The sequence below is a fragment of the Variovorax boronicumulans genome (assembly GCF_030812215.1).
Lineage (GTDB): Bacteria > Pseudomonadota > Gammaproteobacteria > Burkholderiales > Burkholderiaceae_C > Variovorax > Variovorax boronicumulans_C.
The window spans coordinates 279775-305181 of the sequence record NZ_JAUSSG010000009.1 but is presented as its reverse complement, the minus strand read 5'-3'; the positions used below and the strand labels follow the sequence as shown (position 1 = coordinate 305181).

At 66.3% G+C, this 25407-nt stretch carries 22 protein-coding genes; 7 read left to right on the top strand and 15 right to left on the bottom strand.

Annotated elements, in window-relative coordinates; translation table 11 throughout:
* Positions 1–27 precede the first annotated feature (27 nt).
* Positions 28–1797, top strand: a complete 1770-nt coding sequence (locus J2W23_RS23850) for a DUF5672 family protein (RefSeq protein WP_307650502.1) — start codon at positions 28–30, stop codon at positions 1795–1797.
* On the opposite strand, the gene J2W23_RS23845 is transcribed toward J2W23_RS23850, so the two are convergent.
* Entirely contained in the window at positions 1794–2696 is a 903-nt protein-coding gene (locus J2W23_RS23845) for a DMT family transporter (protein ID WP_176660481.1), read from the bottom strand. The genes J2W23_RS23850 and J2W23_RS23845 overlap by 4 nt on opposite strands.
* A gap of 70 nt (positions 2697–2766) precedes the next feature.
* On the opposite strand from J2W23_RS23845, the gene J2W23_RS23840 reads away from it, so the two are divergent.
* The 4 genes from J2W23_RS23840 (at position 2767) to J2W23_RS23825 (ending at position 6578) form a co-directional block, all read left to right on the top strand.
* Entirely contained in the window at positions 2767–3834 is a 1068-nt protein-coding gene (locus J2W23_RS23840) for a hypothetical protein (protein ID WP_307650501.1), read from the top strand.
* A gap of 58 nt (positions 3835–3892) precedes the next feature.
* Positions 3893–4876 (top strand): quinone oxidoreductase family protein, encoded by a 984-nt coding sequence (locus J2W23_RS23835; protein ID WP_176660483.1) that lies wholly within the window; start codon positions 3893–3895, stop codon positions 4874–4876.
* A gap of 118 nt (positions 4877–4994) precedes the next feature.
* Positions 4995–5393, top strand: a complete 399-nt coding sequence (locus tag J2W23_RS23830; protein ID WP_176660484.1) for a response regulator — start codon at positions 4995–4997, stop codon at positions 5391–5393.
* Between the two features lie 189 nt (positions 5394–5582).
* Positions 5583–6578 (top strand): bile acid:sodium symporter family protein, encoded by a 996-nt coding sequence (locus J2W23_RS23825; RefSeq protein WP_307650500.1) that lies wholly within the window; start codon positions 5583–5585, stop codon positions 6576–6578.
* Positions 6579–7061: 483 nt separating this feature from the next.
* Here the strand turns inward: J2W23_RS23825 and J2W23_RS23820 are convergent, their stop codons facing one another.
* The 10 genes from J2W23_RS23820 to J2W23_RS23775 all read right to left on the bottom strand — a co-directional run bounded on the left by J2W23_RS23820 (position 7062) and on the right by J2W23_RS23775 (position 19184).
* Positions 7062–8720: a Na/Pi cotransporter family protein gene (locus J2W23_RS23820; protein ID WP_176660486.1), complete on the bottom strand. Its 1659-nt coding sequence runs from the start codon at positions 8718–8720 to the stop codon at positions 7062–7064.
* 63 nt (positions 8721–8783) lie between these two features.
* Positions 8784–9644 carry a phosphodiesterase gene (locus tag J2W23_RS23815; protein ID WP_307650499.1) on the bottom strand — a complete coding sequence of 287 codons (861 nt, stop codon included), beginning with the start codon at positions 9642–9644 and terminating at the stop codon, positions 8784–8786.
* A complete protein-coding gene (locus J2W23_RS23810) occupies positions 9641–10702 on the bottom strand; it encodes an ABC transporter ATP-binding protein (protein WP_307650498.1) in 1062 nt (353 codons plus the stop codon). Before J2W23_RS23810 ends, J2W23_RS23815 begins: the two co-directional genes overlap by 4 nt.
* A complete protein-coding gene (locus J2W23_RS23805) occupies positions 10692–11492 on the bottom strand; it encodes an ABC transporter permease (RefSeq protein WP_307650497.1) in 801 nt (266 codons plus the stop codon). The genes J2W23_RS23810 and J2W23_RS23805 overlap by 11 nt, the downstream gene beginning before the upstream one ends.
* Positions 11493–11505: 13 nt before the next feature.
* On the bottom strand, positions 11506–12327 hold the full coding sequence (locus tag J2W23_RS23800; protein WP_307650496.1) for an ABC transporter permease: 822 nt from the start codon (positions 12325–12327) through the stop codon (positions 11506–11508).
* Positions 12328–12348: 21 nt separating this feature from the next.
* The gene (locus J2W23_RS23795; protein ID WP_176660491.1) at positions 12349–13362 is read right to left on the bottom strand and encodes an ABC transporter substrate-binding protein; all 1014 of its coding nucleotides are present in this window, start codon (positions 13360–13362) and stop codon (positions 12349–12351) included.
* Positions 13363–13411: 49 nt separating this feature from the next.
* On the bottom strand, positions 13412–14422 hold the full coding sequence (locus J2W23_RS23790) for a LacI family DNA-binding transcriptional regulator (protein WP_176660492.1): 1011 nt from the start codon (positions 14420–14422) through the stop codon (positions 13412–13414).
* Between the two features lie 159 nt (positions 14423–14581).
* The gene (lspA, locus tag J2W23_RS23785) at positions 14582–15100 is read right to left on the bottom strand and encodes a signal peptidase II (protein WP_307650495.1); all 519 of its coding nucleotides are present in this window, start codon (positions 15098–15100) and stop codon (positions 14582–14584) included.
* Positions 15100–17949 carry an isoleucine--tRNA ligase gene (gene ileS, locus J2W23_RS23780; RefSeq protein WP_307650494.1) on the bottom strand — a complete coding sequence of 950 codons (2850 nt, stop codon included), beginning with the start codon at positions 17947–17949 and terminating at the stop codon, positions 15100–15102. Before ileS ends, lspA begins: the two co-directional genes overlap by 1 nt.
* Before the next feature lie 122 nt (positions 17950–18071).
* Positions 18072–19184: a bifunctional riboflavin kinase/FMN adenylyltransferase gene (locus J2W23_RS23775; protein WP_307650493.1), complete on the bottom strand. Its 1113-nt coding sequence runs from the start codon at positions 19182–19184 to the stop codon at positions 18072–18074.
* Positions 19185–19351: 167 nt separating this feature from the next.
* Here J2W23_RS23775 and J2W23_RS23770 point away from each other — a divergent pair, with 167 nt between their 5' ends.
* Positions 19352–19912 carry an HNH endonuclease gene (locus tag J2W23_RS23770; protein WP_013539832.1) on the top strand — a complete coding sequence of 187 codons (561 nt, stop codon included), beginning with the start codon at positions 19352–19354 and terminating at the stop codon, positions 19910–19912.
* A gap of 2 nt (positions 19913–19914) precedes the next feature.
* Here the strand turns inward: J2W23_RS23770 and J2W23_RS23765 are convergent, their stop codons facing one another.
* The 4 genes from J2W23_RS23765 to J2W23_RS23750 form a co-directional block, all read right to left on the bottom strand.
* Positions 19915–20703: an enoyl-CoA hydratase gene (locus J2W23_RS23765; protein WP_307650492.1), complete on the bottom strand. Its 789-nt coding sequence runs from the start codon at positions 20701–20703 to the stop codon at positions 19915–19917.
* Positions 20704–20713: 10 nt separating this feature from the next.
* Entirely contained in the window at positions 20714–22066 is a 1353-nt protein-coding gene (locus J2W23_RS23760; RefSeq protein ID WP_307650491.1) for an alpha/beta fold hydrolase, read from the bottom strand.
* Positions 22067–22236: 170 nt separating this feature from the next.
* On the bottom strand, positions 22237–23352 hold the full coding sequence (locus J2W23_RS23755; RefSeq protein ID WP_307650490.1) for an acyl-CoA dehydrogenase family protein: 1116 nt from the start codon (positions 23350–23352) through the stop codon (positions 22237–22239).
* A gap of 12 nt (positions 23353–23364) precedes the next feature.
* Positions 23365–24546 carry an acyl-CoA dehydrogenase family protein gene (locus J2W23_RS23750; protein ID WP_176660499.1) on the bottom strand — a complete coding sequence of 394 codons (1182 nt, stop codon included), beginning with the start codon at positions 24544–24546 and terminating at the stop codon, positions 23365–23367.
* 230 nt (positions 24547–24776) lie between these two features.
* Here J2W23_RS23750 and purN point away from each other — a divergent pair, with 230 nt between their 5' ends.
* The gene (gene purN / locus J2W23_RS23745; protein ID WP_176660500.1) at positions 24777–25373 is read left to right on the top strand and encodes a phosphoribosylglycinamide formyltransferase; all 597 of its coding nucleotides are present in this window, start codon (positions 24777–24779) and stop codon (positions 25371–25373) included.
* Positions 25374–25407 lie beyond the last annotated feature (34 nt).

Here is a 25407-nt window from a genome sequence, read left to right as displayed (position 1 = left end):
CGGCTCGCGGGCGAAGGGAGGCGCATCGTGAGCAGCAACAACAACAGCGGGTCTTTCAGGAAGATAACGCTGGTGTCGGTCACCGGGCTGCACGACGCGCGCGGCGCGGCGATGGCGCTGCAGCACAGCCAGGCACAGATGCCGGGTGCGCGTGCGCTGCTGTGCAGCCCGCAGGCGCCCCATGACCTGCCGGCGGGCATCGCGCACGTGCCGATCGCGCCACTGAACTACCACGAGTACGGCTGGTTCATGATGTTCGCGCTCTGGCGCGTGGTGCAGACCGAATTCGCGCTGGTGGTGCAGGAAGACGGCTGGGTCGTCAATGCGGACAACTGGCGCGACGAGTTCCTGGACTTCGACTACGTCGGCGCACCGATCCACCTCGCGAAGATCGACACGCCGCAAGGCACGTACTGGCGCAACCGCTTCGAGTGGGCCGATGAACTGGACAAGCCCGATCACGTCGTCACGCCGATCCAGAACGGCGGCTTCAGCCTGCGCAGCCGCCGCTTCATGCGCGCGCTGGTCGACCACCCGCACATCCGCGTCGAGATCCCGCCGCCCGATGCGGTGCAAGGCGATCCGCTGAAAATGCACTGGCAGCACAACGCGCTGCTCGAAGACGTGCAACTGAGCGGCGTGCTGCGTCCGGCGCTAGAAACTGTCGGCATGCGCTTTGCGCCGCTGGAGCTGGCACGCAGTTTTTCCATCGAGCATGCGGGGCCTCAGCTGCACCACGGCTACAACGCGATGCTGCTGTTCGGGCACCACGCGAAGGTGCGGCAACTGGCGAGTCTTTCGCCGCTCACGCTGCGGTCGCTGATTCCGCTGTCGCAGCTCGATGCCTGGTACGGCGAGCGCGACATCCTGCAGATGTTCGAGCGCAATGGCTACCGCATCGAGTTTGCGCCCGAGCCGGTGGTGCCGAATGCCGGGCCGCGCAGGGTGTACGACTGCATCACCTACAACGGCGAGGCCGACATCCTCGCGGCGCGGCTGCATGAGCTGTCGGAGGTGGTCGATTGTTTCGTCATCGTCGAGGCCGACCGCACCTTCAGCGGCGAACCGAAGGCGCTGCGCTTCGATGCCGCCGACCCGCGCATTGCCTCATTCCTGCCGCGCATCCGCTACATCGCGGTGCACGACATGCCGGTCGTCGACGAGGCGGCGGACGCGATGCCCGTGGTCGGCGACTGGCTCTCCGACACGCCGAAGTCCGGCTTCTGGATTCGCGAGAAATTCCAGCGCAACCAGATCGTGCGGGGGCTGCACGATGCGGCGCCCGACGACCTCATCCTGATTTCCGATGCCGACGAGATTCCGCGCGCGTCGGTGGTTCAGGCAATGCGCGACGACCGGCGGCACGCGGTCTTCGGGCTGTGCCTGGCGTTCTATTACTTCTACGCCAACTACCGCAACGTCGAAGGGCCGGAGGCTTCGTCGGTCTGGACTGTCGCGGCGACGCGCGCGCAACTGGATGTGCTCACGCCCGACCAGTTGCGCATGCGGGTACGCACCGGCGCCCAGCCTGCGCTGATCCTTGCGGAAGCCGGCTGGCATCTCTCGTACCTCGCGATGGACGAGGCGGCTGTGCGCGCGAAGATTCGCGGCTTCGCGCACCAGGAATACAACTCGGCTGAATTCCTGGCTGCCATCGATATCCCGGCGCTTCTGGCTTCGGGCAAGGACCTGTACGACCGCCCGGGCTACGCGTGGCGACTGGTCGGGCGCGACGAGGCGCCGCAGTGGCTGGCGGGCCAGCCTGAACTGGCGCACCTGTTTGCGTCGACGCCCTAGCGCCGCGACGACACAACGATCCCACCCACGATCAGCACGAACGCCACACCGTGATACCAGTGCGGCGCCTCGCGCAGGAACGCCGCCGAAAGCAGCGCCGCAAAGAGCGGCGTGAGGTTCATGAAGATGCTCGCCGCCTGCGGCCCCGCGCGCTGCACGCCCGTGCCCCAGCAGCGGTAGGCCACCACCGCGGGGCCGATGCCGATGAACGCCATCGCGGCGAGGAGTGGCCAACCCAGGTCGATGTGTGCATCGGTCAGCGTCCACTCGCCGGCAGCCAGCGCCCCTGACCAGGCGAGGCCAAACACCAGCTGTGCCATCAGGAAGGCCGCCCAGTCCTGTCGCACCTGCTTCGGCTCGTGCGTGCGCGCCAGCAGCCAGCTGTAGAAGGCCCAGGCGATGGTGCCGGCGATCATGTACAGATCGCCCGGCACCAGCCGCAGCCCGAGCAGCTGGCGCCACTCGCCGCGGCTCAGCACCAGCAGCACGCCGAGCATCGAAAGCAGCGCACCTGCGATCTCGCGCCCGTTGACGCGCGCGCCGAAGAAGAGGGTGCCCGTGGCGAGCATCCACAGCGGCAGGCTGGAGCCCACCAGCGTGACGTTGATCGGCGTGGAGGTCTGCAGCGCCAGGTACTGGAAGGCGTTGTACAGGCCGATGCCCAGCAGTCCGAGCAGCGCATAGCGCTTCCAGTGCGCCCAGAGCGTGCTGTCGCGGCGCAGCACCGCCGCCGCGAAAGGCAAGAGCAGCACGAACGCGATCACCCAGCGCACGAAGTTCAGCGTGAGCGGCGACACCAGCTCGCGCACCAGCCGGCCGACGACGGCATTGCCGGCCCAAAGCAGCGGTGGCGTGGTCAGCAGGAGAACGGTGAGGGGCGTGAGGCGCTGTGTCTGCATGGACGTCGACTCTAACGGGCGGGCATCGCAGGTGTGCTTCGGCGGGCACCAAACGTGGCACGATCACCGAATGATTTTCGACGCGCTGACCATCCTGGTGCCCACCTACCGCAACGACGCCAAGGCCCGCCGCGTCCTGGCCGGGCTTGCCGCCCTCGTGGCCGGCAGCGAAGGGCGAATGCGCCTCGTCGTCGGCGACAACAGCCAGAACCCGCAGAAGCACGAATTCCTCTGGCGCCTGGCGGAATGGAGCCCCGAGTGGATCGACATCCATTGCCGGCCGCAGCGGATTTCCGGGCAGATGAACCTGCTGGACCTGTTCGGGAAATCGGTTTCCGGAATCCTGATGTTCCATGCGGACGACGACTACATCTCGGACGACTACATGGTGCGCGCGCACGAGATCCTGCAACAGGACGCGAGCGTCTCCGCCGCCTACACCTCGTACATCGTGAGCAAGGGCGGGTCCATCCTGACCGTGCCCCAGGCGGTGCCGCAGCTCGATCAGGCCTCGCCCGTCGAGCGGCTGATCGAGAACCACAACTGCTGGGGCGGCTACAACCTGTTGTTCTATTCGGTCTTCAGGAAGCGCAGCCTCGAAGGCACGGTCGCCTTCCTGAATGCCTGTCCGATCGAGGCGCCTTTTCACGACTGGTGGTTCAGCTACGCGATGGTCTGCGGCGGCCGCGTGCGCAACGCCGCGGCGGGCCAGATCCTGTATGCGGCCGAAGGGACCCACGAAATGGGAGGCAACGACTCCATCGCCCACTACGCGGCGCTGGGTTTGCCGCCGCTCGTGAGCCACCTGCAGTTGGTGTTCACCGCAACCGAGGGGGCCTGCTTCTTTCTCGGCAGGTATTCGCCGCTGGCGGACGCCGATGGGCGGCGAGCCTGCGCCCAGTTCATGTTCGAGACCAACATCAAGATCGCCATCGCGCGGCTTCAGCAAAGCGACCTGCCGGCGCTCGGCTTGGGGGGCGAAGTCTTGCAGCAGCTGAACACGGTCATCCTGAACAACGACTGGCTCACGCTCGAAAGCACCATCGATTTTCTCCACCTCGTTCTTGCGCAAACGAACGCCGATCTCGCCGACCGGTACCGCGGTTTCCTGAGCGACGCGCTGAAAATCCCTGCCTGAGACCCGAGCCGGGTTTTTCGGTACTGTCCCTTCCTTCCCTCACCCCGAGAACCTTCCTATGAGCAAAGCTGTCCGTATCGACCGCCATGGCGGCCCCGAAGAACTGAAGATCGTCGACGTGGAAGTCGGTGACCCCGGTCCCGGCGAGATCCGCATCCGCCACAAGGCCGTGGGCCTGAACTTCATCGACACCTACCAGCGCAGCGGGCTCTACCCGTTCCAGATGCCGTTGCAGCTCGGCATGGAAGCCTCGGGCGTGGTCGAGGCGGTGGGCGAGGGCGTCGTGCACCTGGCGCCCGGCGACCGTGCCGCCTATGCAAGCAACCCGCCCGGTGCCTACAGCGAGCTGCGCGTGATGCCGGCCAAGAACGTCTGCAAGCTGCCCGATGCCATCTCCTTCGAGACCGGTGCGGCCATGATGCTCAAGGGCCTGACCACGCAGTACCTGCTCAAGAAGACGCTGCCCGCCGAAGGCCTGCAGCCCGGCGACTTCATCCTGTTCCATGCGGCGGCCGGCGGTGTCGGCCTCATCGCCTGCCAGTGGGCCAAGGCGCTGGGCCTGCAGCTGATCGGCACCGCGGGCAGCGACGCCAAGTGCAAGCTGGCACTCGACCACGGCGCGGCGCACGCCATCAACTACAGCACCGAGAACTTCGCGGCCCGTGTGAAGGAGATCACCGGCGGCAAGGGCGTGAAGGTGGTGTACGACTCGGTGGGCAAGGACACCTACGAGGGCTCCATCGAGTGCCTGCGCCCCTTCGGGCTGCTCGCGATCTTCGGCAACGGCTCGGGTCCGGTGCCGCCGATCAACCTGGGGACGCTGGCTTCCAAGGGCTCGCTCTATGTGACGCGGCCCACGCTCTTTACCCACATCGCCACGCGCGAAGCCACGCAGGCCATGGCCGACGACCTGTTCGCGGTGGTCGCGAGCGGCGCGGTGAAGATCCCGATCGACCAGCGCTACGCCCTGGCCGACGTGCAGCAGGCGCACCGCGACCTGGAAGCGCGCAAGACCACGGGCTGCACGATCCTCACGCTCTGAGGCGAAGCGGGGCAGACAGGCACAGCCAGTCCTGTCCTACCCGCGGTGGGGTGTCATGCCTTCGACTTGTGGCGGGCGCACTTTGTAGGCTGTGTCCATCGCAACGAGGCAAGCCGTCATGAACATTCGCACCTTCATCGTCGAGGACAACCCCACCATCCGCGAAAGCCTCGTGGGCACTTTGCGCGAGGTGGCGCGGGTCGATCCGGTCGGCGAGGCCGAGACGGAGGCCGAGGGTTCGCGCTGGCTCACGCGCAACCTGGCGCTGTGGGACCTGGCCATCGTCGACCTGTTCCTGAAGGACGGCACCGGTTTCCGGGTGCTCGAGGCCTGCCGCCAGCGCGACCCGGCGCAAAAGATCGTGGTGCTCAGCAACTACGCCACACCCGAGATCCGGCGCAAGTGCGTGCACCTGGGCGCCGACGCCGTGTTCGACAAGGCCACGGAGATCGACGACCTGATCGACTACTGCCAGCGCCGCCGTCAGGAGCGGTTCAGTTCGCCAACTGCACACTGAGGTCGGACATTCGGCGGCCGGCCTGCAAGCGATGCGGGCCTTCGCCGAAAATCACCTCACAGGGCGCGAGGAGCACGCGCCGGGCTCCGCAAATTGGCGACGAGATTCATGCGCGGAAATCACTTATCCATCTGCTGAATCTTTTTTCTGCCTGCCGCACGGGTCGCGTCGTGGGGCGCTCTTCCCGTCATGTCCCGCTCCCGCTTTCTTCCCGACAACTTCACCTTTGCGCTTCTTTCGGTCGTCACCCTGGCCAGCCTGCTGCCCGCGAGCGGCGATGCGGCGCATTTGTTCGAACGGCTGACGACGGTGGCCATCGGCCTCCTGTTCTTCCTGCACGGCGCCAAGCTGTCGCGCGAGGCGATCATGAACGGCATCACGCACTGGCGGCTGCACCTGCTGGTGTTCGGCAGCACCTTCGTGCTGTTTCCGCTGCTGGGATTGGCGCTCAAGCCGCTGCTCCTGCCGCTGATGACGCCCGAGCTCTACACAGGGGTGCTGTATCTCTGCGTGCTGCCGGCCACGGTGCAGTCGGCGATTGCGTTCACGGCGATGGCGCGGGGGAACCTGCCGGCTGCCATCTGCAGCGCCTCAGCGTCCACCTTGCTGGGGGTGTTCATCACGCCTTTGCTGGTCAATCTGGTGGTGCTGCCGAACGGGGGGCATGCGAGTTCTTCGCTGGGGTCGATCGGGCGGATTCTGCTGCAGTTGATGGTGCCGTTTCTTGTCGGGCATCTCTTGCGGCCCTGGATCGGCAAATGGATTCAGCGTCGTGCGGCGGTGTTGAAGTTCGTGGACCAGGGGTCGATTCTGTTGGTGGTCTATACGGCGTTCAGCGCGGCTGTGATCGAGGGGCTTTGGAGGCAAGTGCCTGCGCATGCGCTGGTCGGGTTGCTTGTGGCCTGTGCGGTGGTGCTGGCACTTGCTCTGACCCTGACTACGCTGTTGGCGCGCAAGCTGGGGTTCGATATGGAGGACGAGATCACGATCGTCTTCTGTGGGTCCAAGAAGAGCCTGGCGAGTGGGATTCCTATGGCGAAGGTGCTGTTTCCTTCGCATGCAGTGGGGGCCATCGTGTTGCCTTTGATGTTGTTTCATCAGATGCAGTTGATGGTTTGTGCTGTGTTGGCTCAGAGGTATGCGCGGAGAGGGCGTGTTGCCTCTGTTTTGAAAACGGCTGAGTAGTTTTTTCCGAGGCCGGGACTCGCCCCGGCGGGCGAGCTACTTTCTTTTGCTTCGCCAAAAGAAAGTAGCCAAAGAAAAGGCGACCCCGCTGTCTGCGACCCCTTCGCGTTGCTACGGGGCAACCTGCGGTGCTCGCGTTTCGCGGGGTCTCGCAGAACTCGCTTCGCTCAAACAGCTGCGAGCCCTGATCCGCGAAACGCTGCGCTCCTCGGCGCAGCCAGAGGGGAGGGGAAACCAAACGTGCCATTGCTTCGCTGGGCCCGAAGGGCGGACACGCGGAGCGTGTCCGCCTTGAATCGGCGGCTACGGTTTCTTGAACGCGGTTGATCTGGTCTGGGCGGGCCGAGCGAAGCGAAGGGACGCAGACAGCAGGGTCGCCTTTTCTTTGGCTACTTTCTTTTGGCGAAGCAAAAGAAAGTAGCTCGCCTGCCGGGGCGAGACCCGGCCTCCGCCCTAAAAAAGAAAAACCAGCCCTCTAAAAAACTAGCTCTCAATCTTCCCAAGCCGAGACTCCCGCAACCGGCTAGGCGCCAACGCCCCAGCCGATTCCAGAATCGGATAAGCAATAGAGCAAATATGCGAATTGATCCGCTTCAAATCGCTGATCAAGTCGATATGCAGCGAACTCGTCTCAATGCTGAGAGTAGTCCGATCCGACAACCGATCCAGATGAGTCGTCGCATAGGCTCTTTCCAGATCCCTGAACCGAGCCTTCTCCTCCAAAAGCTTCTGCGCATCCCGAACATTCCCGTTCAGGAACACGCTCATGCTCAACCGCAGGTTGGCCACAAGCCTCCCGTGCAGCTCGACGATCTCCGCCATCCCGGCTTCCGAGAAATTGCGCTGCGGTTTGATCTTCTTGTCTTCCACATCGATGATCACCCGCTCGATGATGTCGCCGATCTGCTCCATGTTGATCGTGAAGCTGATGATGTCCGTCCAGCGCCGGCTTTCCTCTTCGCCCAGCGCCTCGCGCGAGATGCGCGTCATGTAGTACTTGATGGCCGAGTACAGCTCGTCCACCGTGTCGTCCAGCTGGCGCAGCTCCTGCGACAGCCGCGTGTCGTTGTTGCGGATCACGTCGAGCACGCCGATCAGCATGGTCTCCACGATGTCGGCCTGGTGCAGTGCCTCGCGGGCGGCATTCGAGATCGCGAGCGAGGGCGTCGAGAGCGCCGAGGGGTCCAGGTGGTGTGGCCGGCTGGTGCCCGAGGCTTGCGGCGTCGGCAGCATGCGCGTCACCAGCTTGGCAACCCACTGCGTGAGCCCGATGAAGCCCACGCTGATGATGATGTTGAAGGCCAGGTGGAACAGCACCACGCCGTGCGTCTGGTTCGGCAGCTCCGGCTGCACGTAACGGATCCACAAGCCCACGAAAGGCGCGACGATCGCCACGCCCAGTGCCTTGAAGAGCAGGTTGCCCACCGTCACCTGCCGCACCGACACCACCGACTTCGCCGTGGTCAGCACCGCGAGCAAACCGCTGCCGAGGTTGGCGCCCAGCACGAGCCCGAGCGCCACGTCCAGCGGCACCACGTTCGACGTCGCCATGGCCGCCACCAGCAGCACCACCGCCAGGCTCGAATAGGCCACGATGGCCAGCACCGCGCCGATGGTGATCTCCAGCAACACGTCGCTGTTGATCGATGCGAGCAGCGCGCGCACGGCGGGCGACGAGAACAGGGGCTCGGTCGCTTCCACCACCAGCTGCAGCGCCAGCAACATGAGCCCCAGGCCGATCAGCACCCGTCCCACGCGGCCCGCCACGGTGGCCGAGCGCGTGATGAACAGCACCACCCCCACGAAGATGAACATCGGCGAGAGCCATGACAAGTCCGCCGAGAACAGCACCGAGATCAGCGCCGTGCCCACGTCGGCCCCCCGCATCACCGCCAGCGCCGCCGGCAATGTGACCAGGCCCTGCCCGACGAAGGACGAGGTCATGAGCGAGGTGGCGGTGCTCGATTGCACCAGCGCCGTCACGCCGATGCCCGAGAGGGCGGCGGTGAAGCGGTTGCGCATGCTCTGCACGAGGATCTTGCGCAGGTTGGCGCCGAACACGCGCAGCACGCCGGTGCGAACCAGATGGGTGCCCCACACCAGCAGTGCCACTGCCGCGAGCAGATTCAGGAGATGCTTCATGGGTGTCGGGTTCTGTCCTTTTCGTTTTGGTTCGTTTCGACCCCATTTTCCACAAGTGGCGGCTCAGTCGATCAGCGCCCCGTTGTCATGGAACGGAAAAGGGCCGTCGAAGCGGCCCGAAGCCGCCAGATGGGTGACCAGGCGGCCGCTGCGCGGCGACCAGGCATGCACCCGGAAACCGGGCGGCTCCAGCGTCCAGGCGGAAGCGGCACCCGGCGCCAGGTCGAGGCAAACCTGGTGCGCAGGCGCTGGCGAGGTCGAGGCGATCGTGCCGCCGAAGCGCACGTCGATGGCGCGGTGCAGGTGTCCGCAGATCACGCGCTCGACATTGGGATGCCGGGCGATCAGCGCCTCGAGCGCATCGGCGCCTTCCAGCAGGCCGATCTCGTCCATGTGGCCGATCAGCGTCGCGAAGGGCGGATGGTGCATCGCGACCACCACCGGCTCATCGCGGCAGGCGTCCAGCTGGGCTTCGAGCCAGCCCAGGCGCTTCTCGCACAGCGTGCCGTGGCTTGCGCCGGGTACGCAGGTGTCGAGCGTGAGGAGCCGCAGCCCGCCCACGCGCACCGAATACTGGATGAAGCCCGCCGTGTCGTCGCCTGTGTCGAGGTATGCATGGCCGGGAAAGCTCTTGCGCAGCTGGTCGCGGTCGTCGTGGTTGCCGGGCAGCAGGTAGACCGGCATGGTGAGCGGGGCGAGCAGGCGTGCGAGGTGCTCGTACTCGGCGGCGCGGCCGAAGTCGGTCAGGTCGCCGGTGATCACGACGGCATCGGGCTGCTGCGGCAGGGCGAGCACAGACTGCACCGCCTGTTGAAGGTAGGGTGCAGTGTCGATGCGGCCGTAGGCCAGCCGGCCCGGCTCGCGGATGTGAAGGTCGGTCAGCTGGACCAGAAAAGTATCTTGCATCGTTGCTGTTGTCGTCATGCCCTGGGCTCCTGCGACGTCATCAGGCGGTCGGGGTGGACGCGAAGGCCGACCGGGTCGCCCGGACCGAAGGGGTTGTCGCGTCCCACGTCGGCCACGAGCAAGGGCTGGTCCTGCACGCGCAGTTGCAGTTGCACACGGTCGCCGAGGAAGGTGCGGCGCTCGACGGTGGCGCTGCCCCAGTCGGGCCGGGGCGCGCTCACTTCGACGTCTTCAGGTCGCACCAATAGCATCGCATGGCCCTGCCAGGCGGGCGGGCAAGGCAGGGTGCTTCCGCCGAGTCGGACAACGCCTTGCGCGATGGCCTCGGGCGCGCGCTCCAGCCGGTTGACCCGGCCGAGGAACTCCGCGACGAAGGGATGCGAGGGCGCGCGGTACAGGTCTTCGCCGCGGCCGACCTGCACGATGCGTCCCGCGCGCATCACGGCCAGGCGGTCGGCGATGGCGAGCGCCTCCTGCTGGTCGTGCGTCACGTGGATGGCGGTGATGTGCAGGCGGCGCAGCAGTTCGGCGAGTTCGTCGCGCAGCGACTCCTTGAGCTTGGCGTCGAGCGCGGCCAGCGGCTCGTCGAGTAGCAGCACGCGGGGGCGAACGGCGACCGCGCGCGCAAGGGCCACGCGCTGGCGCTGGCCGCCGGAGAGTTCGGCGGGGCGCTTGTTCTCCAGCCCACCGAGGCGCACGAGGTCGACCAGTTCGCCGACCGCGCGCTTTTCTTCCTCGGGCGACACGCCGCGGATGCGCAGGCCATAGCCGATGTTGGCCGCCACCGTCATCTGCGGAAAAAGCGCGTAGCTCTGGAACACCATGCCCACGCCGCGGTGCTCGACGGGGCGCTCGGTCACGTCCTGGTCGCCGAAGACGATGCGGCTGCCCGCGTCGGGCGCTTCCAGCCCCGCGATCAGGCGCAGCAGCGTGGTCTTGCCGCAGCCCGAGGGGCCGAGCAGGGCGAGCACCTCGCCGGCCTCCACGTGCAGGTCGGTCGGTTGAAGACCGCGCGTACCGTCCGCATACGTCTTCGCGCAGTTCGAGATATCGATGGGGATGCGTTCAAGTTCCATGGCGTTTCTGCATCAGGTTGGCAAGGTATTGCAGGCCCCACAGCACCGGGAGGATCACTGCGAAGAAGACCAGCGTGTAGGCCGATCCGATCTCGATGCGCATCGAGGCGTAGCTGTCGGCCAGGCCCACGGGCAGCGTGCGGGTGAGCGGCGTGTGCAGCATCCAGGTGAGGTTGAATTCGCCCACCGAGAGCGTGAACACCATCAGGCTGCCGGCCACGATGGCCGGGAACACCGCCGGCACGAGGATGCCCATGAAGCGCTGGCGGAAGTTCGCGCCCAGCGAGCGGGCCGCCTCCTCGAGCGCGAGCAGGTCGTCGCGTTGGAAAGCCGAACTCACGGTGCGCACCATGAAGGGCAGCGTGAAGATGATGTGGCCCACGAGGATGAAGGCGAAGCTCGTGCGAAAGGCGGTGAGCTGGCCGTAGGCGAGGATCAGTGCGAGCGCCGTCGCGAGGCCCGGCACGGCGACGGGCAGCGTCAGCAGTTCTTCAAAAATGCGCGCGGCCCGCGAGCGGCTGCGCGCCAATGCGTAGGCGCAGGGCACGCCCAGCAGCACGGTGCCGATCACGCAGGCCAGCGCCAGCGCGAGCGACCAGCCGACGGTGCCGCCGTAGTTCTCCCAGACCTCGCCGAGCCAGCGCAGCGTGAGGCCGCTCTTGAGGCCCGTACTGTAGTTGTTGACCAGCCCCGCCATCACCGACAGCAGCATCGGCGCGATCATGAAGAGGCTCACGATCACGGTGATGGCCAGCAGGAAGGGCGCCGGGGGTTGTGTGTTCTTGCGCATGCGTGCGTCTCCTTCAGCGCGCGACCGGGTTGGCCCCGAAACGCCGCGCGACGAACAGCACCAGCCAGGTCACGAGGCCCAGCGAAATCGACAGCGACGCGGCGAGCGCGAAGTTGGCGTAGTTGGTGAACTCGTTGTAGATGGTGATCGGGATCACCTCGAATTTGCTGGCCAGCGTGAAGGCCGTGCCGAAGGCGCCCATCGAGGTCGCGAACAGGATCGCGCCGCAGGCCAGCGTGGTGGGCGCGAGTTCGGACATCCACACGTCGCGCGCGACGCGCAGGCGCGAGGCGCCGAGCGAGCGGGCGGCTTCCTCGAGCTGCACGTTCATCGCTTCGGCCGCCGCCGCGTAGGTGGCAATGGCGCGCGGCAACGAGAAATACAGGTACGCGAGAAAGAGCCCGAGCAGGCCGTAGGCGAAGGTGATGCGCTCGCCGATCAGGCTGTCGCTCACGTCGGCCACCAGCCCCTGCCGACCGCCCAGCAGGATCACGAAGAAGCCGATGATCACGCCCGGAAACGACAGCGGCAGCGTGAGCAGCGACAGCAGCACCCGCTTGCCGATGAAGGCATGGCGCGCGAGATAGATGCCCACCGCCGCGCCCAGAACGAGCGTCGCCAGCGTCACCGCCACTGACAGCACCACGGTGTTGGCCATGCTCTGCAGGTAGCGCGAATCGGTCAGCACCGCGAAGTAGGTGGCCCAGCCTTTGTCCGCCGGGAGTGCAAGCAGGCGCACCACCGGCAGCAGCCAGAAGGCCGTGAAGAAGGCGGCTGCGGGGGCTGCGCAGGCGAGCAGCCGCCAGCGTGGGTTCCAGGCGTTGGCGGACTTCATTTCAGCGTGTGCTCGAGAAAATCAGCGCACCTCTTTGAGGTACCGGTCGGAGAACGCACGCTGCGCCTCGGCCATGCGTCCGTAGTCCACGCTCTTGGCGCGCGCATATTCGCTCGCCGGCAGGAACTGCGCCTCGATCTCCTTGGGCATCGCGCTCGCGCGCACCGGGCGCAGGTACGCCTTGGCCCAGATCGCCTGACCTTCGTCGGACAGCGTGAAGTCGAGCACCTTCTTCGCATCGGCCGCATGCGGCGCCTTGGCGACCAGGCTCATCACGTAGGGCACGACCAGCGTGCCTTCGCTCGGGATGACGAAGGCGACGTTGGCCTTGTCCTTGTACTTGGCGCGGTAGGCGTTGAAGTCGTAGTCCAGCAGGATCGCGATTTCGCCCGACAGCACGCGCGCGTACGAGGTCTGCTTCGGCACGATGGGCTCGTTCTTCTGCAGCGCCTTGAAGTAGTCGATGCCCGGCGTGAAGTTGTCCAGCGTGCCGCCGCGCGCCTGGTTCACAGCCACCGCACCCACGTAGCCGACGAATGCCGAGGCAGGGTCGAGGTAACCGATGAGGCCCTTGTATTCAGGCTTGAGCAGGTCGGCCCACGACTTCGGGATCGGCTTGCCCTTGAGCGCATCGACGTTGACCATGAAGCCGAGCGTGCCCGAGTGGATGGTGAACCAGTTGCCGGCCGGGTCTTTCAGGCCGTCGGGGATGTCTTTCCACGCGGCCGGCTTGTAGGGCTCGACCACGCCGTCCTTGGCGGCCTGCACCGCGAAGGTCACGCCGAGGTAGGTGACGTCGGCCACGGGGCTGGCCTTCTCGGCGACGAGCTGCGCGAGCGACTGGCCCGAGTTCTTGTTGTCGGCCGGCACGGTGACGCCGGTCTTGGCCTTGATGGCCTTGAGCTGCGTGCCCCAGTCGGCCCATTCGGTGGGGCAGTTGTAGCAAATGGCGGTCTGGGCCATGACGCTGCCGGCGGCAACGAAGGTGGCGGCGATCAGCCCGAGGCGGGCAATGCGGGAAAAGCGGAGGGACATGAAGAAGCTCCTTGGATGGACGTAGGTTTGGGTGTGAGCGGGGCGGTGATCAATCGACGGCAACGTCGCACGCGGATGCGCACGACTCGCCATCGCGAAAGGTGTGAGGCAGCAGCAGGCTCGCGTCGGGCTGCAGCGTGGTGCCGCCGGCCATCGCCTGGACCAGCAACTCGACGCTGTGGCGGCCGATGTCGCTGTTGGGCTGGGCGATGGTGGTGAGCGCGGGGGTGAGGTCTTCGCCGAGCGCGATGCCGTCGAAGCCGATCACGCTGAGGTCGTCGGGCACCGAGAGACCGCCCAGGTGCGCGGCGCGGATGCTGCGGATGGCGAGCAGGTCGTTCGAGCAGACGAGTGCGGTGGGGCGGTTGTCGGCCTGCAGCACGCCGGCGAGCGCATCGACGGCGCTTTCGACAAAAGGCACTTCGATGAGCGGTGGCGCCTTGAGTCCCGCATCGGCCATGCCCTTCCGGTAGCCGCGCAGGCGTTGCTGCGCACGGTCGGATGCAGCGAGCGTGCCGCTGACCATCGCAATGCGGCGATGGCCGAGCAGAACAAGACGCGCGACCGCATCGGCCACGGCGGCTTCGCTGTCCACGGTGACGCAGGGGTGGTCCGCGTGCCGGTTGTAGGCGAGCACATAGGGCGTGCCGGTGTTGCGCAACCGCGCGAGCGCCGCCGAGGTGGAGGGGTTGGAGACCACGAGGATCAACCCGTCGACATTGCCGGCGAGCAGCAGCTGCACCGCCCGCTCTTCCTCGTCGAGCCGATAGCCCGTGGTGACCGGAAGGATCGCGTAGCCGCCGGCGATGGCCGCGCGCGCGATGCCCTGCAGGCACTCGGCGAAGGTCGGGTTCAGCAGCGTGGGCAGCACCACGCCCAGCGCGCGGCTGCGCTGGGTGCGCAAGGTGCGGGCGCTGGCATTCGGCAGGTAGTTGAGTTCGCGCGCCACGCGCTCCACCAGTTCGCGCGTGGCGGGCGTGACCTTGTCGGGGAAGTTGAAGGCCCGCGACACGGTGGCCACGGAGACCTTGGCTTTGGCGGCTACGGCTTGGATGCTCATCGTGCGGTATTCATGTAATCGATTACATTGAACCGCGGCAGTATGACTTTGTTATGACATCGCTTGAAAGCGGGGAAAAACCCTCGGCCTGCCGACGAGGGTGAAGCGGCCAAAGAAAAAGGGCCCGAAGGCCCTTGGGAAACTTGGCTTTATTTGCCCTTACTTGCCCCGGCGAACCCGCCGGATCTCGTCCACGATGAGGCAGATGGCCCCGAGCGTGATCGCGCTGTCCGCCGCATTGAACGCCGGGAAGTACCAGTTGCCCGCGTGGAAGCTCAGGAAGTCGACGACATAGCCGTGCATCATCCGGTCGACCACGTTGCCGATGGCGCCGCCCAGGATGCAGGCCATTGCGAACGAAAAGAGCTTCTGGCCCGCGTGTGACTTGAGCATCCAGACGATGAAAATCGCCGCCGCCACGCCGATCGCCGTGAAGAACCAGCGTTGCCAGCCCGAGTGGTCGGCCAGGAACGAGAACGCCGCCCCCGTGTTGTGCGCCCGCACGACGTTGAAGAAGCTCGTCACGTAGGTCGCATCGCCGAGCTTGTAGTAGCCCAGGATCAGCGTCTTGGTGAACTGGTCGATGATCACGATGATCACCGCCAGCCCGAGCCAGGGCCAGATGCCGAGGCTGCCACCGCGCGAACGCGATGCCGATGCGGAGCGTGCGGCGGCCATCAGGCAAAGCTCCGCGATTCGCCGGCGCCGAACAGGTTGCTCGTGCAACGGCCGCAGATCGTCGGGTGTGCCGGGTCGTGGCCCACGTCCTCGCGGTAGTGCCAGCAGCGCTCGCACTTCTGCGCGGTGCTCGGCGCCACGGTGGTCGCGAGCGTGTCGCCTGCCGCCAGCGCGATGGCCGAGGTGATGAAGACGAACTTCAGGTCATCGCCCAGCGTGCTCAAGAGCGCAAAGTCGTCGGCCGGTGCGCTCAGCTGCAGGTTGGCCTGCAGCGACGAACCGACCTTGCCTTCGGCGCGCACGGCTTCGATGTCCTTGTTCACCACGTCGCGGATCTCGCGGATGCGGCCCCACTTGGCGAGCAGCGCTTCGTCGGGTGCGTCGAACTTGCAGTACGTCTCCGCGAAGATCGATTCGCCGGGCTTGCCGGTGCTCACGAACTTCCATGCCTCTTCGGCGGTGAAGCTCAGGAACGGCGCCATCCAGCGCAGCATGGCTTGCGAGATGTGCCAGAGCGCCGTCTGCGCGCTGCGGCGTGCAAGCGAGCCGGGTGCGGTCGTGTAGAGGCGGTCCTTCAGGATGTCGAGGTAGAAGCCGCCCAGATCTTCCGAGCAGTAGATCTGCAGCTTGGACACCACCGGGTGGAACTCGTACACCTTGTAGTGCGCAAGGATCTCGGCCTGGAACTGCGAAGCGCGCGCGAGCGCGTAGCGGTCGATCTCGAACAGCTGGTCGAGCGGCACCGCATCCTTCTGGATGTCGAAGTCACTGGTGTTGGCCAGCAGGAAGCGCAGCGTGTTGCGGATGCGGCGGTACGAGTCGACCACGCGCGCGAGGATCTTGTCGTCGCCTGCGATGTCGCCCGAGTAGTCGCTTGCGGCCACCCAGAGGCGGATGATTTCCGCACCCAGCTTGCTGCTGATTTCCTGTGGGTCGATGCCGTTCTTGAGCGACTTGCTCATCTTGATGCCCTTGGCATCCACCGTGAAGCCGTGCGTGAGCAGGCCTCGGTACGGCGCGCGGTCTTCCAGCGCGCAGGCGATCAACAGCGACGAATGGAACCATCCGCGATGCTGGTCGTGGCCTTCGAGGTACAGGTCGGCTTCGGGACCGGTCTCGTGGTGCACGGTGGGGTGCGTGCCGCGCAGCACGTGATAGAAGGTCGAGCCCGAGTCGAACCACACCTCCAGGATGTCGGTGCTCTTGGTGTAGCTCGGTGCGTCTTCGGCGCCCAGGATCTCTTCGACCGTCACGCGGCTCCAGGCCTCGATGCCGCCCTTCTCGACGATGTCGGCGGCCTGGTCGAGGATTTCCATCGTGCGCGGATGCAGCTCGCCCGAATCCTTGTGCAGGAAGAAGGGGATCGGCACGCCCCAGCTGCGCTGGCGGCTGATGCACCAGTCGGGCCGGCCGGCGATCATGTCGTGCAGGCGGGCCTTGCCGTTCTCCGGATAGAAGCTGGTCTGCTCGATGGCATCGAGCGCGGTCTGGCGAAGCGTCTTGGGCGCCTTGTCCTTGGTGAACACGCCTTCGCCCTCGTCCATGCGGATGAACCACTGGGCCGCGGCGCGGTAGATCACCGGTGTCTTGTGGCGCCAGCAATGCGGGTAGCTGTGGGTGATGGTCTCGGTGGTCAGCAGCCGATTGGCGTCGCGCAGCGCGGCGATGATCACCGGCACGGCCTTCCAGATGTTCTGGCCGCCGAACAGGGGAAAGTCGGGCGCGTAGCTGCCGTTGCCCTGCACCGGGTTCAGGATGTCGTCGTACGCCACACCGTGGGCGATGCAGGAGTTGAAGTCGTCCACGCCGTAGGCGGGCGAGGAGTGCACGAGGCCGGTGCCGTCGGTGGCGGTGGCGTAGTCGGCCAGGTACACGGGCGACAGGCGTTGGTAGCCAGCGTCCACGTCGTACAGCGGGTGCTCGAATTCGAGCCCGCCGAGCGCTTCGCCCTTGACCGTGGCCAGCACCTTGCCGTCGAGCGCATAGCGCGTCATGCACATCTCGACCAGCGAGTTGGCCAGGATCAAGAGGCCCCGCTCGGTGTCGACCAGCGAGTATTCGATCTCGGGATTGAGGTTGATCGCCTGGTTGGCGGGGATCGTCCACGCGGTGGTGGTCCAGATCACCGCGAAGATGTCGCCGAGGATCGTGTGGTCGGTGCCGAAGGCCTTGAGCACCTTTTCGCGGTCGTGCGCCTTGAAGGCCACGTCGATGGTCTGGCTCTTCTTGTCGGCGTATTCGATCTCGAATTCGGCGAGCGACGAACCGCAGTCGAAGCACCAGTACACGGGCTTGAGGCCGCGGTAGACGAAGCCGCGTTCGATCACGCGCTTGAACGCGCGCAGCTCGCCGGCTTCGTTGGCGAAGTCCATCGTCTTGTAGGGGTGGTCCCATTCGCCCAGCACGCCCAGGCGCTGGAAGTCGAGCATCTGTTGCGCGATCTGCTCGGTGGCGTAGGCGCGGCTCTTGGCCTGCATCTCGTCGCGGCCGAGGTTGCGCCCGAACTGCTTTTCGATGGCGTTCTCGATCGGCAGGCCGTGGCAGTCCCAGCCGGGCACGTAGAGCGCGTCGAAGCCTTCGAGCTGGCGCGCCTTGGTGATCATGTCCTTCAGGATCTTGTTCACCGCGTGGCCCATGTGGATCTGGCCGTTGGCGTACGGAGGGCCGTCGTGCAGGATGAACTTGGGCGCGCCGTGGCGGGCATCGCGCAGGCGGTGGTAGCGGCCTTCGTCGTTCCATTCCTTCACCCAGCCCGGCTCGCGCTTGGGCAGGTCGCCGCGCATCGGGAAGGGGGTGTCGGGCAGGTTCAGCGTGGAACGGTAATCGGTAGGGGAAGCAGCGTCAGACATGGTGGGGTGCGAAACAGAGGGGCTTCGACAGGCTCAGCCCGAACTGCATTGAGCGGTCGGTGCGGAAGATATAGCCGTTCGCCCTGAGCTTGTCGAAGGGCGGCAGCACGGGGCGTGCAGGGCTAAATTCGGTCGCGCGTGGTCTGGCGGTGGGTTTCTGCGTGGGTCGATGCAAAGAACGCGCGTGCGTCGCGCCCATCCTTGGCGATGCCCGCAGTGAGGGCCTCGAGGCTGGTGTAGCGCAATTCGTCGTGCAGTTTGTGCAGGAGTTCCACGCGGACGATTTTACCGTAGGCCCCTTCGGACCCCAGATGCGAGGGCCACTCCAGGCAATGGGTCTCCAGCAGCACCCGGCCGGCGTTGACGTCGTTGGCGTCCAGCGAGGGGCGCACGCCGAGGTTGGCCACGCCGGGCAGCGGCTTGTCGGCCAGACCGTGCACCAGCACCGCGAAGATGCCGCTGGCGGCCGGTTTCCAGTGCTTGAAGCGCAGGTTGAGGGTGCGAAAGCCATCGTCCCGGCCCGGCGCCGAGGCGCCCAGCGCGCGGCCGAGCTTGCGGCCGTGGACCACGTGGCCCGAAATCGTGTACGGCCGGCCGAGCAGCGTCTGCGCGTCGGCCATGCGGCCTTCGGCCAGCGCCTCGCGTACCGCGGAACTGGACACCCGCAAGCCGTGCCCGTCGCCGGGCCGCCCCAAGACGGGCGCACCCCCTCGGGGGGCAGCGGGGCGAAGCCGCGCGTGGGGGTCCGATATTTCGTAGCTGTTCATGCGCGCCACGTCGAAGCCGCGCGCATCGCCAGCCGCATCGAGCATGGCGTAGTCGCCGGCCCGCTTGGCGCCGAAGCGGAAGTCGTCGCCCACCAGCACGTAGCGTGCGCCCAGCCCGTCGACCAGCACGTTCTGGATGAATTCCTCGGGTGTCTGCGAGGCCAGCCGGCCGTCGAAGGGCAGCACGATGGTCTGCGCGACACCGCAGGCCGCGAGTTCGCTCAGCTTGTCGCGCAGGGTGCCGATGCGGGCCGGCGCGAGGTCGGGTTTCTTGGTCAGGGCGGCGAAATAGTCGCGCGGGTGCGGCTCGAAGGTCAGCACGCAACTCGGTAGCCCGCGCTGGCGGGCCTCGGTCTGCAGAAGCGCGAGCATGGCCTGGTGGCCACGGTGCACGCCGTCGAAATTCCCAATGGTGAGGGCGCAGGCGGGGGCTACGCCCGGGTGCCGGAAGCCGCGAAAAACCTGCATCGGTGAGTATCTTTTTGATAGCGCCTTTCGCCCGTCAAATGGGCGAATCAGGCCGTTTTGTCACAAAGCCGGTATATTGTGACGCAGTGCGTCGTCTGGCGTGGGTCTCCGATGCGCTCCGTGTCCCTGGTCTTTCCGTGTTCTCTCCCTTTCTTGAGGAGGCGTGTGTGAAGGTCTTGAAGCTGTCGGCCCAAGGGCTGCCCCAGTCATGGATATCGCTCGAACAGGCGGTGATCCACTACGCGGCGGACGAAGTTCGCTGGGAAGTGGGCGCGCAGGTCGCGGTGTTTCGCGGCGGGCACAACGCTGTCACGGGCGAGCAGTCGCAGATTGCGATCAACAGCATCATCGGCACCAAGGGCGTGCCGCGCATCAACCCCTTCACCCAGCGCCCGGGGCTCACCAACAGCAAGCTGTTCTCGCGGGACCGCAATGTCTGCGCCTACTGCGGCGGGCATTTCCATGAAGACGAGCTCACGCGCGAGCACATCATTCCCTTCGCCCAGAAGGGCATCGACACCTGGATGAACGTGGTCACGGCCTGCAAGCCCTGCAACCACCGCAAGAGCAGCCGCACGCCCGAGCAGGCGAACATGCCGCTGCTGTATGCGCCCTACGTGCCCAGCCTCTGGGAAGATTTCATTCTGCGCAACCGCCGCATCCTGGCGGACCAGATGGAATTCCTGATGGCGCACCTGCCGCAAAGCTCGCGGCTGCACGACACCTAGCTTCAGCGCTTCCAGTCCGGTGGCCGCTTCTCGATGAAGGCCTGAACCCCTTCGAGCGCGCTCTCGTCCATCATGTTGCAGGCCATGGTCTGGCTGGCGTCGGCCAGTGCGGCTTCGATGCCGGTTTCCAGCTGGCGGTAGAACAGGGCCTTGCCCAGCGCCAGCGCCTTGCGGGGCTTGGCGACGATGCTGGCGACCAGCGCTTCGACTGCGGCGTCGAGTTCGACCGGTGCCGCCACGCGGTTGACCAGCCCCTTCTCCCGCGCTTCCTGTGCGCTGATGAATTCACCGGTCACCAGCATCTCGAAGGCTTCCTTGCGACCCAGGTTGCGCGACAGCGTGACGCTCGGCGTGGCGCAGAACAGCCCCACGTTCACGCCGCTGACGGCAAAGCGCGCCTCGCTCGACGCCACAGCCAGGTCGCACACGGCGACCAGCTGGCAGCCTGCGGCCGTCGCAATGCCGTGCACGCGCGCGATCACCGGCACGGGCAGCCGCTGGATCGACAGCATCATCGCGCCGCAGCGTTCGAAGAGCTGCTGGTAATAGCCGAGCGACGGCTCCGCGCGCATTTCCTTCAGGTCATGGCCCGCACAGAAGGCCTTGCCCTCGGCCGCGATGACGACTGCGCGCACGGTCTCGTCGGCTGCGATGCCGCCCAGCGCGGTTTCCAGCGCGCCGAGCATGCCTTCCGAGAGGGCGTTGAAGGAGCCCGGACGGTTCAGCGTCAGCGTGACCACGCCGCGTGCATCGCGCGCTGTGAGCACGAAAGGGGAGGCTGTGTCGTTCATGGCGTGATCCTCAATAGGTCAGTTCGAGCACCGTCACATGCTCCTTCACTGCCGGCCATGTCAGGCCGGTGATGCGCTCGCCGTTGAATTCACCGGTGACCGCGCGCTGCTGCTCGCTCGCGGCGATGCGCAGCCTGGAACTCGACACGCCCGAGCCCTTGGGCGGCACGCCGGCCGGCGGGCTTTGCCCGTCGAAGCGCATGGTGTCGCGCTCTGCATCGAAGTACCCCCGCGGCCGCGTGAAGACCACGACCACATTGGCACTGCCGTCCCCGGGCGTGATGCGCTCGGGGCGCAGGTTCACGACGCCGCTGCTGCGCGGGAAAGGGCTGCGGTAGATGTGCGTGGTGCCGTAGCCGGGCGCGCTCAGCACGAATTCGTACGCCGTGCCGGGGCGCGCGCTGAACGGGCCCCAGCGGCCGTCGGCGCCGATGTTCTTGCTGTGCACTGCATCGCCCTGCCGCACGCCCGTCGCCGGGTCGACGGCGTAGATGCGAAGCTGCGCGCCATTCAGCGAGAGGTTTTCCGTGCCGATCGCGCGGCCGTCGAGCACGACGTTCGTCTCGGCCGCCACCGCCGTGCTGCGCGGCGCTTCACCGGTCAGGAACTGCCACGTCGCGGCAAACGCAGCGGGCGAGAACGAGGTCTCGCGATGATCCACGCGCGGCAGCACGACATTGGTCGCGCCCTTGAGCGCCGGCCCGTCGAAGCCGATGTTGGTCGGCTTGCCGGGGGCGCCGATCCACACGCCGTCGGGCTGTGCGTACTTGTCGTTGTTGTCCGAGCGCAGGGTGAGCCATTTCACGCCGGGCGTGACTTCGTCGCCGTTCGCGCCCTTGGGCGCATTGAGCTGCTGCATGAAGCCCGAGAGGCCCGAGAACTCGTTGTTCTCGCGGAAGCCCTTCACCGCCCAGATGCCGTGCGCCGGGTTGCCGCCCAGCACCACATGGCTCACCACTGCCGCGCCGCCGCCGTTCTGCACGTAGTTGCGGATCGTGTTGCCGCCGCGCGAGTTGCCGATCAGCACCACCTTGCCGGCACCCGTGGCCTTGAGCACCTTGTCGACCTCGGCCTTCAGGAAGACGGCCGAATCCCTGGTCGAACTGCGGCCGGGCTGGGCGATCGCGTCGTCGTCGCGCGCGACCGGGTTCGGCTGGTCCACTGCGAAGAGACGGTCGCGCGGCCAGCCGTTCGATTCGAAACGCCAGATCGTGGTCTGCCATAGCGCCGCCGAATCGCCGTTGCCGTGCATGAAGACGATCGGCGGGCGCTCGGTGTACGGGGGCGTCGGCCCTGTGGCGCAGGCAGTGAGCATGGCGGTCGAGGCGAGCCCGAGGGCAAGGATGGTGCGGCGGGATTGCATGTTTCTTTCCTGGCTGGGTTCCAAGTGAAAACGCCCGCCGGCGCAAGGCGGGCGGGCGAATCCTAGCGGAACACCGCGGAACCGGCTTTGCCGGGCCGCAGGTGTTGCCCCCTGAAAGGGGGGTGGAGAAGCGACACGAAGTACGCGAAGCCTGGGGGTAAGCCTTTGTTCTAGGCGAAGACGCCGGCTGTGTCCTGCATGCGGGCAGACACTTCACCCAGGTGATGCAGCGTGTCGCCGAAGGTCATCTCCAGCTGCGTGAGCTTGCGGAAGTAGTGGCTGCCGATGTATTCGTCGGTCACCCCGATGCCGCCATGCAGCTGCACCGAGTTGGCGGCTACGTAGCGCATCGACGTGCCCAGCTGGTACTTGGCGCGCGCCAGCGCCTGGCGCCGCTCGTCGGCCGGGGCGTTGAGCTTGAGCGTCGCGTAGTAGCTCATCGAGCGCGCGAGTTCCAGCTGCATCTTCATGTCGGCGACGCGGTGGCGCAGCGCCTGGAAGGTGGAGATGGTCACGCCGAACTGCTTGCGCTGGTTCATGTACTCGACGGTAAGGGCGACGGTCTTGTCCATCACGCCGACTGCTTCGGCGCAGGTGGCGGCAATGCCGACATCGACCGCGTATTCCAGTGCGGCCAGGCCATCGGCCGTAACCAGCGTGGCATCGGCCTTGTCGAACACGACCTCGGCCGCGCGGCCGCCGTCCTGCGTGCCGTAGCCGCGGGCCTCGACGCCGCTTGCGCTGCGCTCGACCAGGAAGAGGGCGATCTTGCCGTCCACCTTCGCCGGGACGAGGTACGCATCGGCTTCGTCGCCCACGGGCACCACGCTCTTGGCGCCGGTCAGCGACCAACCGTTGCCGGCTTTCGCGGCGTGGGCGTCGCACACGTCGAGGCGGTAGCGCGCCTTGCGCTCTTGGTAGGCCAGCACCACGATGGCCTGGCCGCCGGCGATGCGCGGCAGCCAGTTGTCCTTGGTGCCCGTGTCGGCATGGCCGCTGAGCACGGCGCCCGCGATCAGCGTCTGCGCGAAGGGCTCCAGCACGATGCCGCGGCCCAGTTCTTCCATGACGACCATGCCGGCCACCGGACCCATGCCCAGGCCGCCGTCGTCTTCGGCGATGTAGAGGCCGCCCAGGCCCAGCTCGGCCAGTTCGTCCCACGCCTCGCGCGAGAAGCCGCCCTTGGCCTCGATGCCGCGGCGGCGCTCGAAGTCATAGCCCTTGTCGACCCACTTGCGGACGGCGTCGCGCAGTTGTTCCTGGTCGTCGGTGAAATTGAAATCCATGTTCTTGTCTCCTCAGCCCAGCACCGTCTGCGCGACGATGTTGCGTTGTACTTCGTTGCTGCCGCCGTAGATGGTGGTCTTGCGCATGTTGAAGAAGGTCGATGCGAGCGGCGCGATGGCCGGGTTGCCGCCGGGGAAGTTGCCCTGCCAGCCGGCTTCCATCGCTTCGCGGATCAGCGGCAGCGAGTAGGGGCCGCCGGCCAACATCATCAGTTCGCTGTAGCGCTGCTGGATCTCGCTGCCGCGGATCTTGAGCAGGCCGGCCACGTCGAGCGAGTTCTTGCCCGAGGTGGCGGCCGAGAGCACGCGCAGCACCATCATCTCGAGCGCGACGATGTCGACCTCGAGCTTGGCGATCTCGTCGCGGAAGCGCTGGTCGTCGTAGACGCCTTCGCTCCTGGCGATGCGCTTGAGGCGTTCGAGTTCGCGCTTGGCGCGGTTCACGTCGGCGATGTTGGTGCGCTCGTGCGAGAGCAGGTGCTTGGCGTAGGTCCAGCCCTTGTTCTCCTCGCCGATCAGGTTCTCGGCGGGCACCTCGACGTTGTCGAAGAACACTTCGTTGACTTCATGGCCGCCGTCGAGCAGCTTGATCGGGCGCACGGTGACGCCAGGCGATTTCATGTCGAGCAAGAGGAAGCTGATGCCGGTCTGCGGCTTGCCTTCGTTGCTGGTGCGCACGAGGTTGAACATCCAGTCGCCGTACTGGCCGAGCGTGGTCCAGGTCTTCTGGCCGTTGACGATGTACTTGTCGCCTTTGCGCTCGGCCTTGGTCTTGACGGAGGCCAGGTCGGAACCCGAGCCGGGTTCGCTGTAGCCCTGGCTCCACCAGACTTCGCCGCTCGCGATGCCCGGGAGAAAGCGCTTTTGCTGCTCGGCGTTGCCGAAAGCCATGATCACCGGGGCGACCATCACGGGGCCGAAGGGCACGATGCGCGGGGCGCCGGCGAGGGCGGTTTCTTCCTCGAAGAGGTGGCGCTGCACGGCGGTCCAGCCGGGGCCGCCGAATTCGGTAGGCCATCCGTAGCCCAGCCAGCCCTTCTTGCCAAGAATCTTGGCCCAGTTCTGCAGATCGTCGCGCGTGAGTTCGAGCGCGTTGTGCACCTTGTGCGAAATCTCTTTGGGGAGGTTGTCCTTGACCCATGCGCGAATCTCTTCGCGGAACTTCTGTTCTTCGGGCGTGAAGCTCAAATCCATGCGTGCCTCGCTGTGTTGATCGGTCACCGCCGACGCGGTGTGTCTCCGGAGCTTCGAGTTTTAGCACGGTCGTGCTGCGATCCGGTGTCCGCGCGGCGACAAGCCAAGCGTGTGCCTCCGGCTTTTCACTTCGCGTCGCTGCGTGTAGCTCGCCATCCCCGACGGGGACGCGCGGCTCGCCTTGGGGCGGCCCGGCGGCGACCGCCGTACACGGATAATCCCGCCCTCCCATGAAGAACATCGTGATCCTGATTTCCGGCGGCGGCTCCAACATGGCGGCCATCGTGCGCGCCGCCGAGCGTGACCGCTGGGCCGAGCGTTTCGGCGCGCGCATTGCCGCCGTTGTCAGCAACAAGGCCGACGCCGGAGGGTTGGCGCTAGCCAGGTCGCACGGCATTGCCGCCGAAGTTGTTCCGCACAAGGAATTTCCGACACGCGAGGCCTTCGACGAGGCGCTGGCGAAGGCCGTCGACGCGCATTCGCCGGCGCTGGTGGTGCTGGCGGGTTTCATGCGCATCCTGACGCCGGGCTTCGTCGGGCGCTATGCGGGGCGGCTGGTGAACATCCATCCCTCGCTGCTGCCGGCCTTTCCGGGGCTCCATACCCATCAGCGCGCGATCGAAGCGGGCTGCAAGGTGGCCGGCGTGACCGTGCACCAGGTCACCACCGAACTCGACCACGGGCCGATCCTCGCTCAGGCCGTGGTGCCAGTGCTGCCCGACGATACCGCCGCCACCTTGGCGGGCAGGGTGCTGGCGCAGGAGCATCAGTTGTATCCACGCGCCATTGCCGAATGGCTCGCGGATACATCGGGTCACATTCGTTAATTTTGTTTATATTGGCAGGTTTTCGGGGGAGTTC

Coding starts and splice junctions, on each gene's coding strand:
- J2W23_RS23845 (WP_176660481.1), bottom strand. CDS start 2,696: ATGCAGACACAGCGCCTCACGCCCCTCACCGTTCTCCTGCTGACCACG.
- J2W23_RS23840 (WP_307650501.1), top strand. CDS start 2,767: ATGATTTTCGACGCGCTGACCATCCTGGTGCCCACCTACCGCAACGAC.
- J2W23_RS23835 (WP_176660483.1), top strand. CDS start 3,893: ATGAGCAAAGCTGTCCGTATCGACCGCCATGGCGGCCCCGAAGAACTG.
- J2W23_RS23830 (WP_176660484.1), top strand. CDS start 4,995: ATGAACATTCGCACCTTCATCGTCGAGGACAACCCCACCATCCGCGAA.
- J2W23_RS23825 (WP_307650500.1), top strand. CDS start 5,583: ATGTCCCGCTCCCGCTTTCTTCCCGACAACTTCACCTTTGCGCTTCTT.
- J2W23_RS23820 (WP_176660486.1), bottom strand. CDS start 8,720: ATGAAGCATCTCCTGAATCTGCTCGCGGCAGTGGCACTGCTGGTGTGG.
- J2W23_RS23815 (WP_307650499.1), bottom strand. CDS start 9,644: ATGACGACAACAGCAACGATGCAAGATACTTTTCTGGTCCAGCTGACC.
- J2W23_RS23810 (WP_307650498.1), bottom strand. CDS start 10,702: ATGGAACTTGAACGCATCCCCATCGATATCTCGAACTGCGCGAAGACG.
- J2W23_RS23805 (WP_307650497.1), bottom strand. CDS start 11,492: ATGCGCAAGAACACACAACCCCCGGCGCCCTTCCTGCTGGCCATCACC.
- J2W23_RS23800 (WP_307650496.1), bottom strand. CDS start 12,327: ATGAAGTCCGCCAACGCCTGGAACCCACGCTGGCGGCTGCTCGCCTGC.
- J2W23_RS23795 (WP_176660491.1), bottom strand. CDS start 13,362: ATGTCCCTCCGCTTTTCCCGCATTGCCCGCCTCGGGCTGATCGCCGCC.
- J2W23_RS23790 (WP_176660492.1), bottom strand. CDS start 14,422: ATGAGCATCCAAGCCGTAGCCGCCAAAGCCAAGGTCTCCGTGGCCACC.
- lspA (WP_307650495.1), bottom strand. CDS start 15,100: ATGGCCGCCGCACGCTCCGCATCGGCATCGCGTTCGCGCGGTGGCAGC.
- ileS (WP_307650494.1), bottom strand. CDS start 17,949: ATGTCTGACGCTGCTTCCCCTACCGATTACCGTTCCACGCTGAACCTG.
- J2W23_RS23775 (WP_307650493.1), bottom strand. CDS start 19,184: ATGCAGGTTTTTCGCGGCTTCCGGCACCCGGGCGTAGCCCCCGCCTGC.
- J2W23_RS23765 (WP_307650492.1), bottom strand. CDS start 20,703: ATGAACGACACAGCCTCCCCTTTCGTGCTCACAGCGCGCGATGCACGC.
- J2W23_RS23760 (WP_307650491.1), bottom strand. CDS start 22,066: ATGCAATCCCGCCGCACCATCCTTGCCCTCGGGCTCGCCTCGACCGCC.
- J2W23_RS23755 (WP_307650490.1), bottom strand. CDS start 23,352: ATGGATTTCAATTTCACCGACGACCAGGAACAACTGCGCGACGCCGTC.
- J2W23_RS23750 (WP_176660499.1), bottom strand. CDS start 24,546: ATGGATTTGAGCTTCACGCCCGAAGAACAGAAGTTCCGCGAAGAGATT.
- purN (WP_176660500.1), top strand. CDS start 24,777: ATGAAGAACATCGTGATCCTGATTTCCGGCGGCGGCTCCAACATGGCG.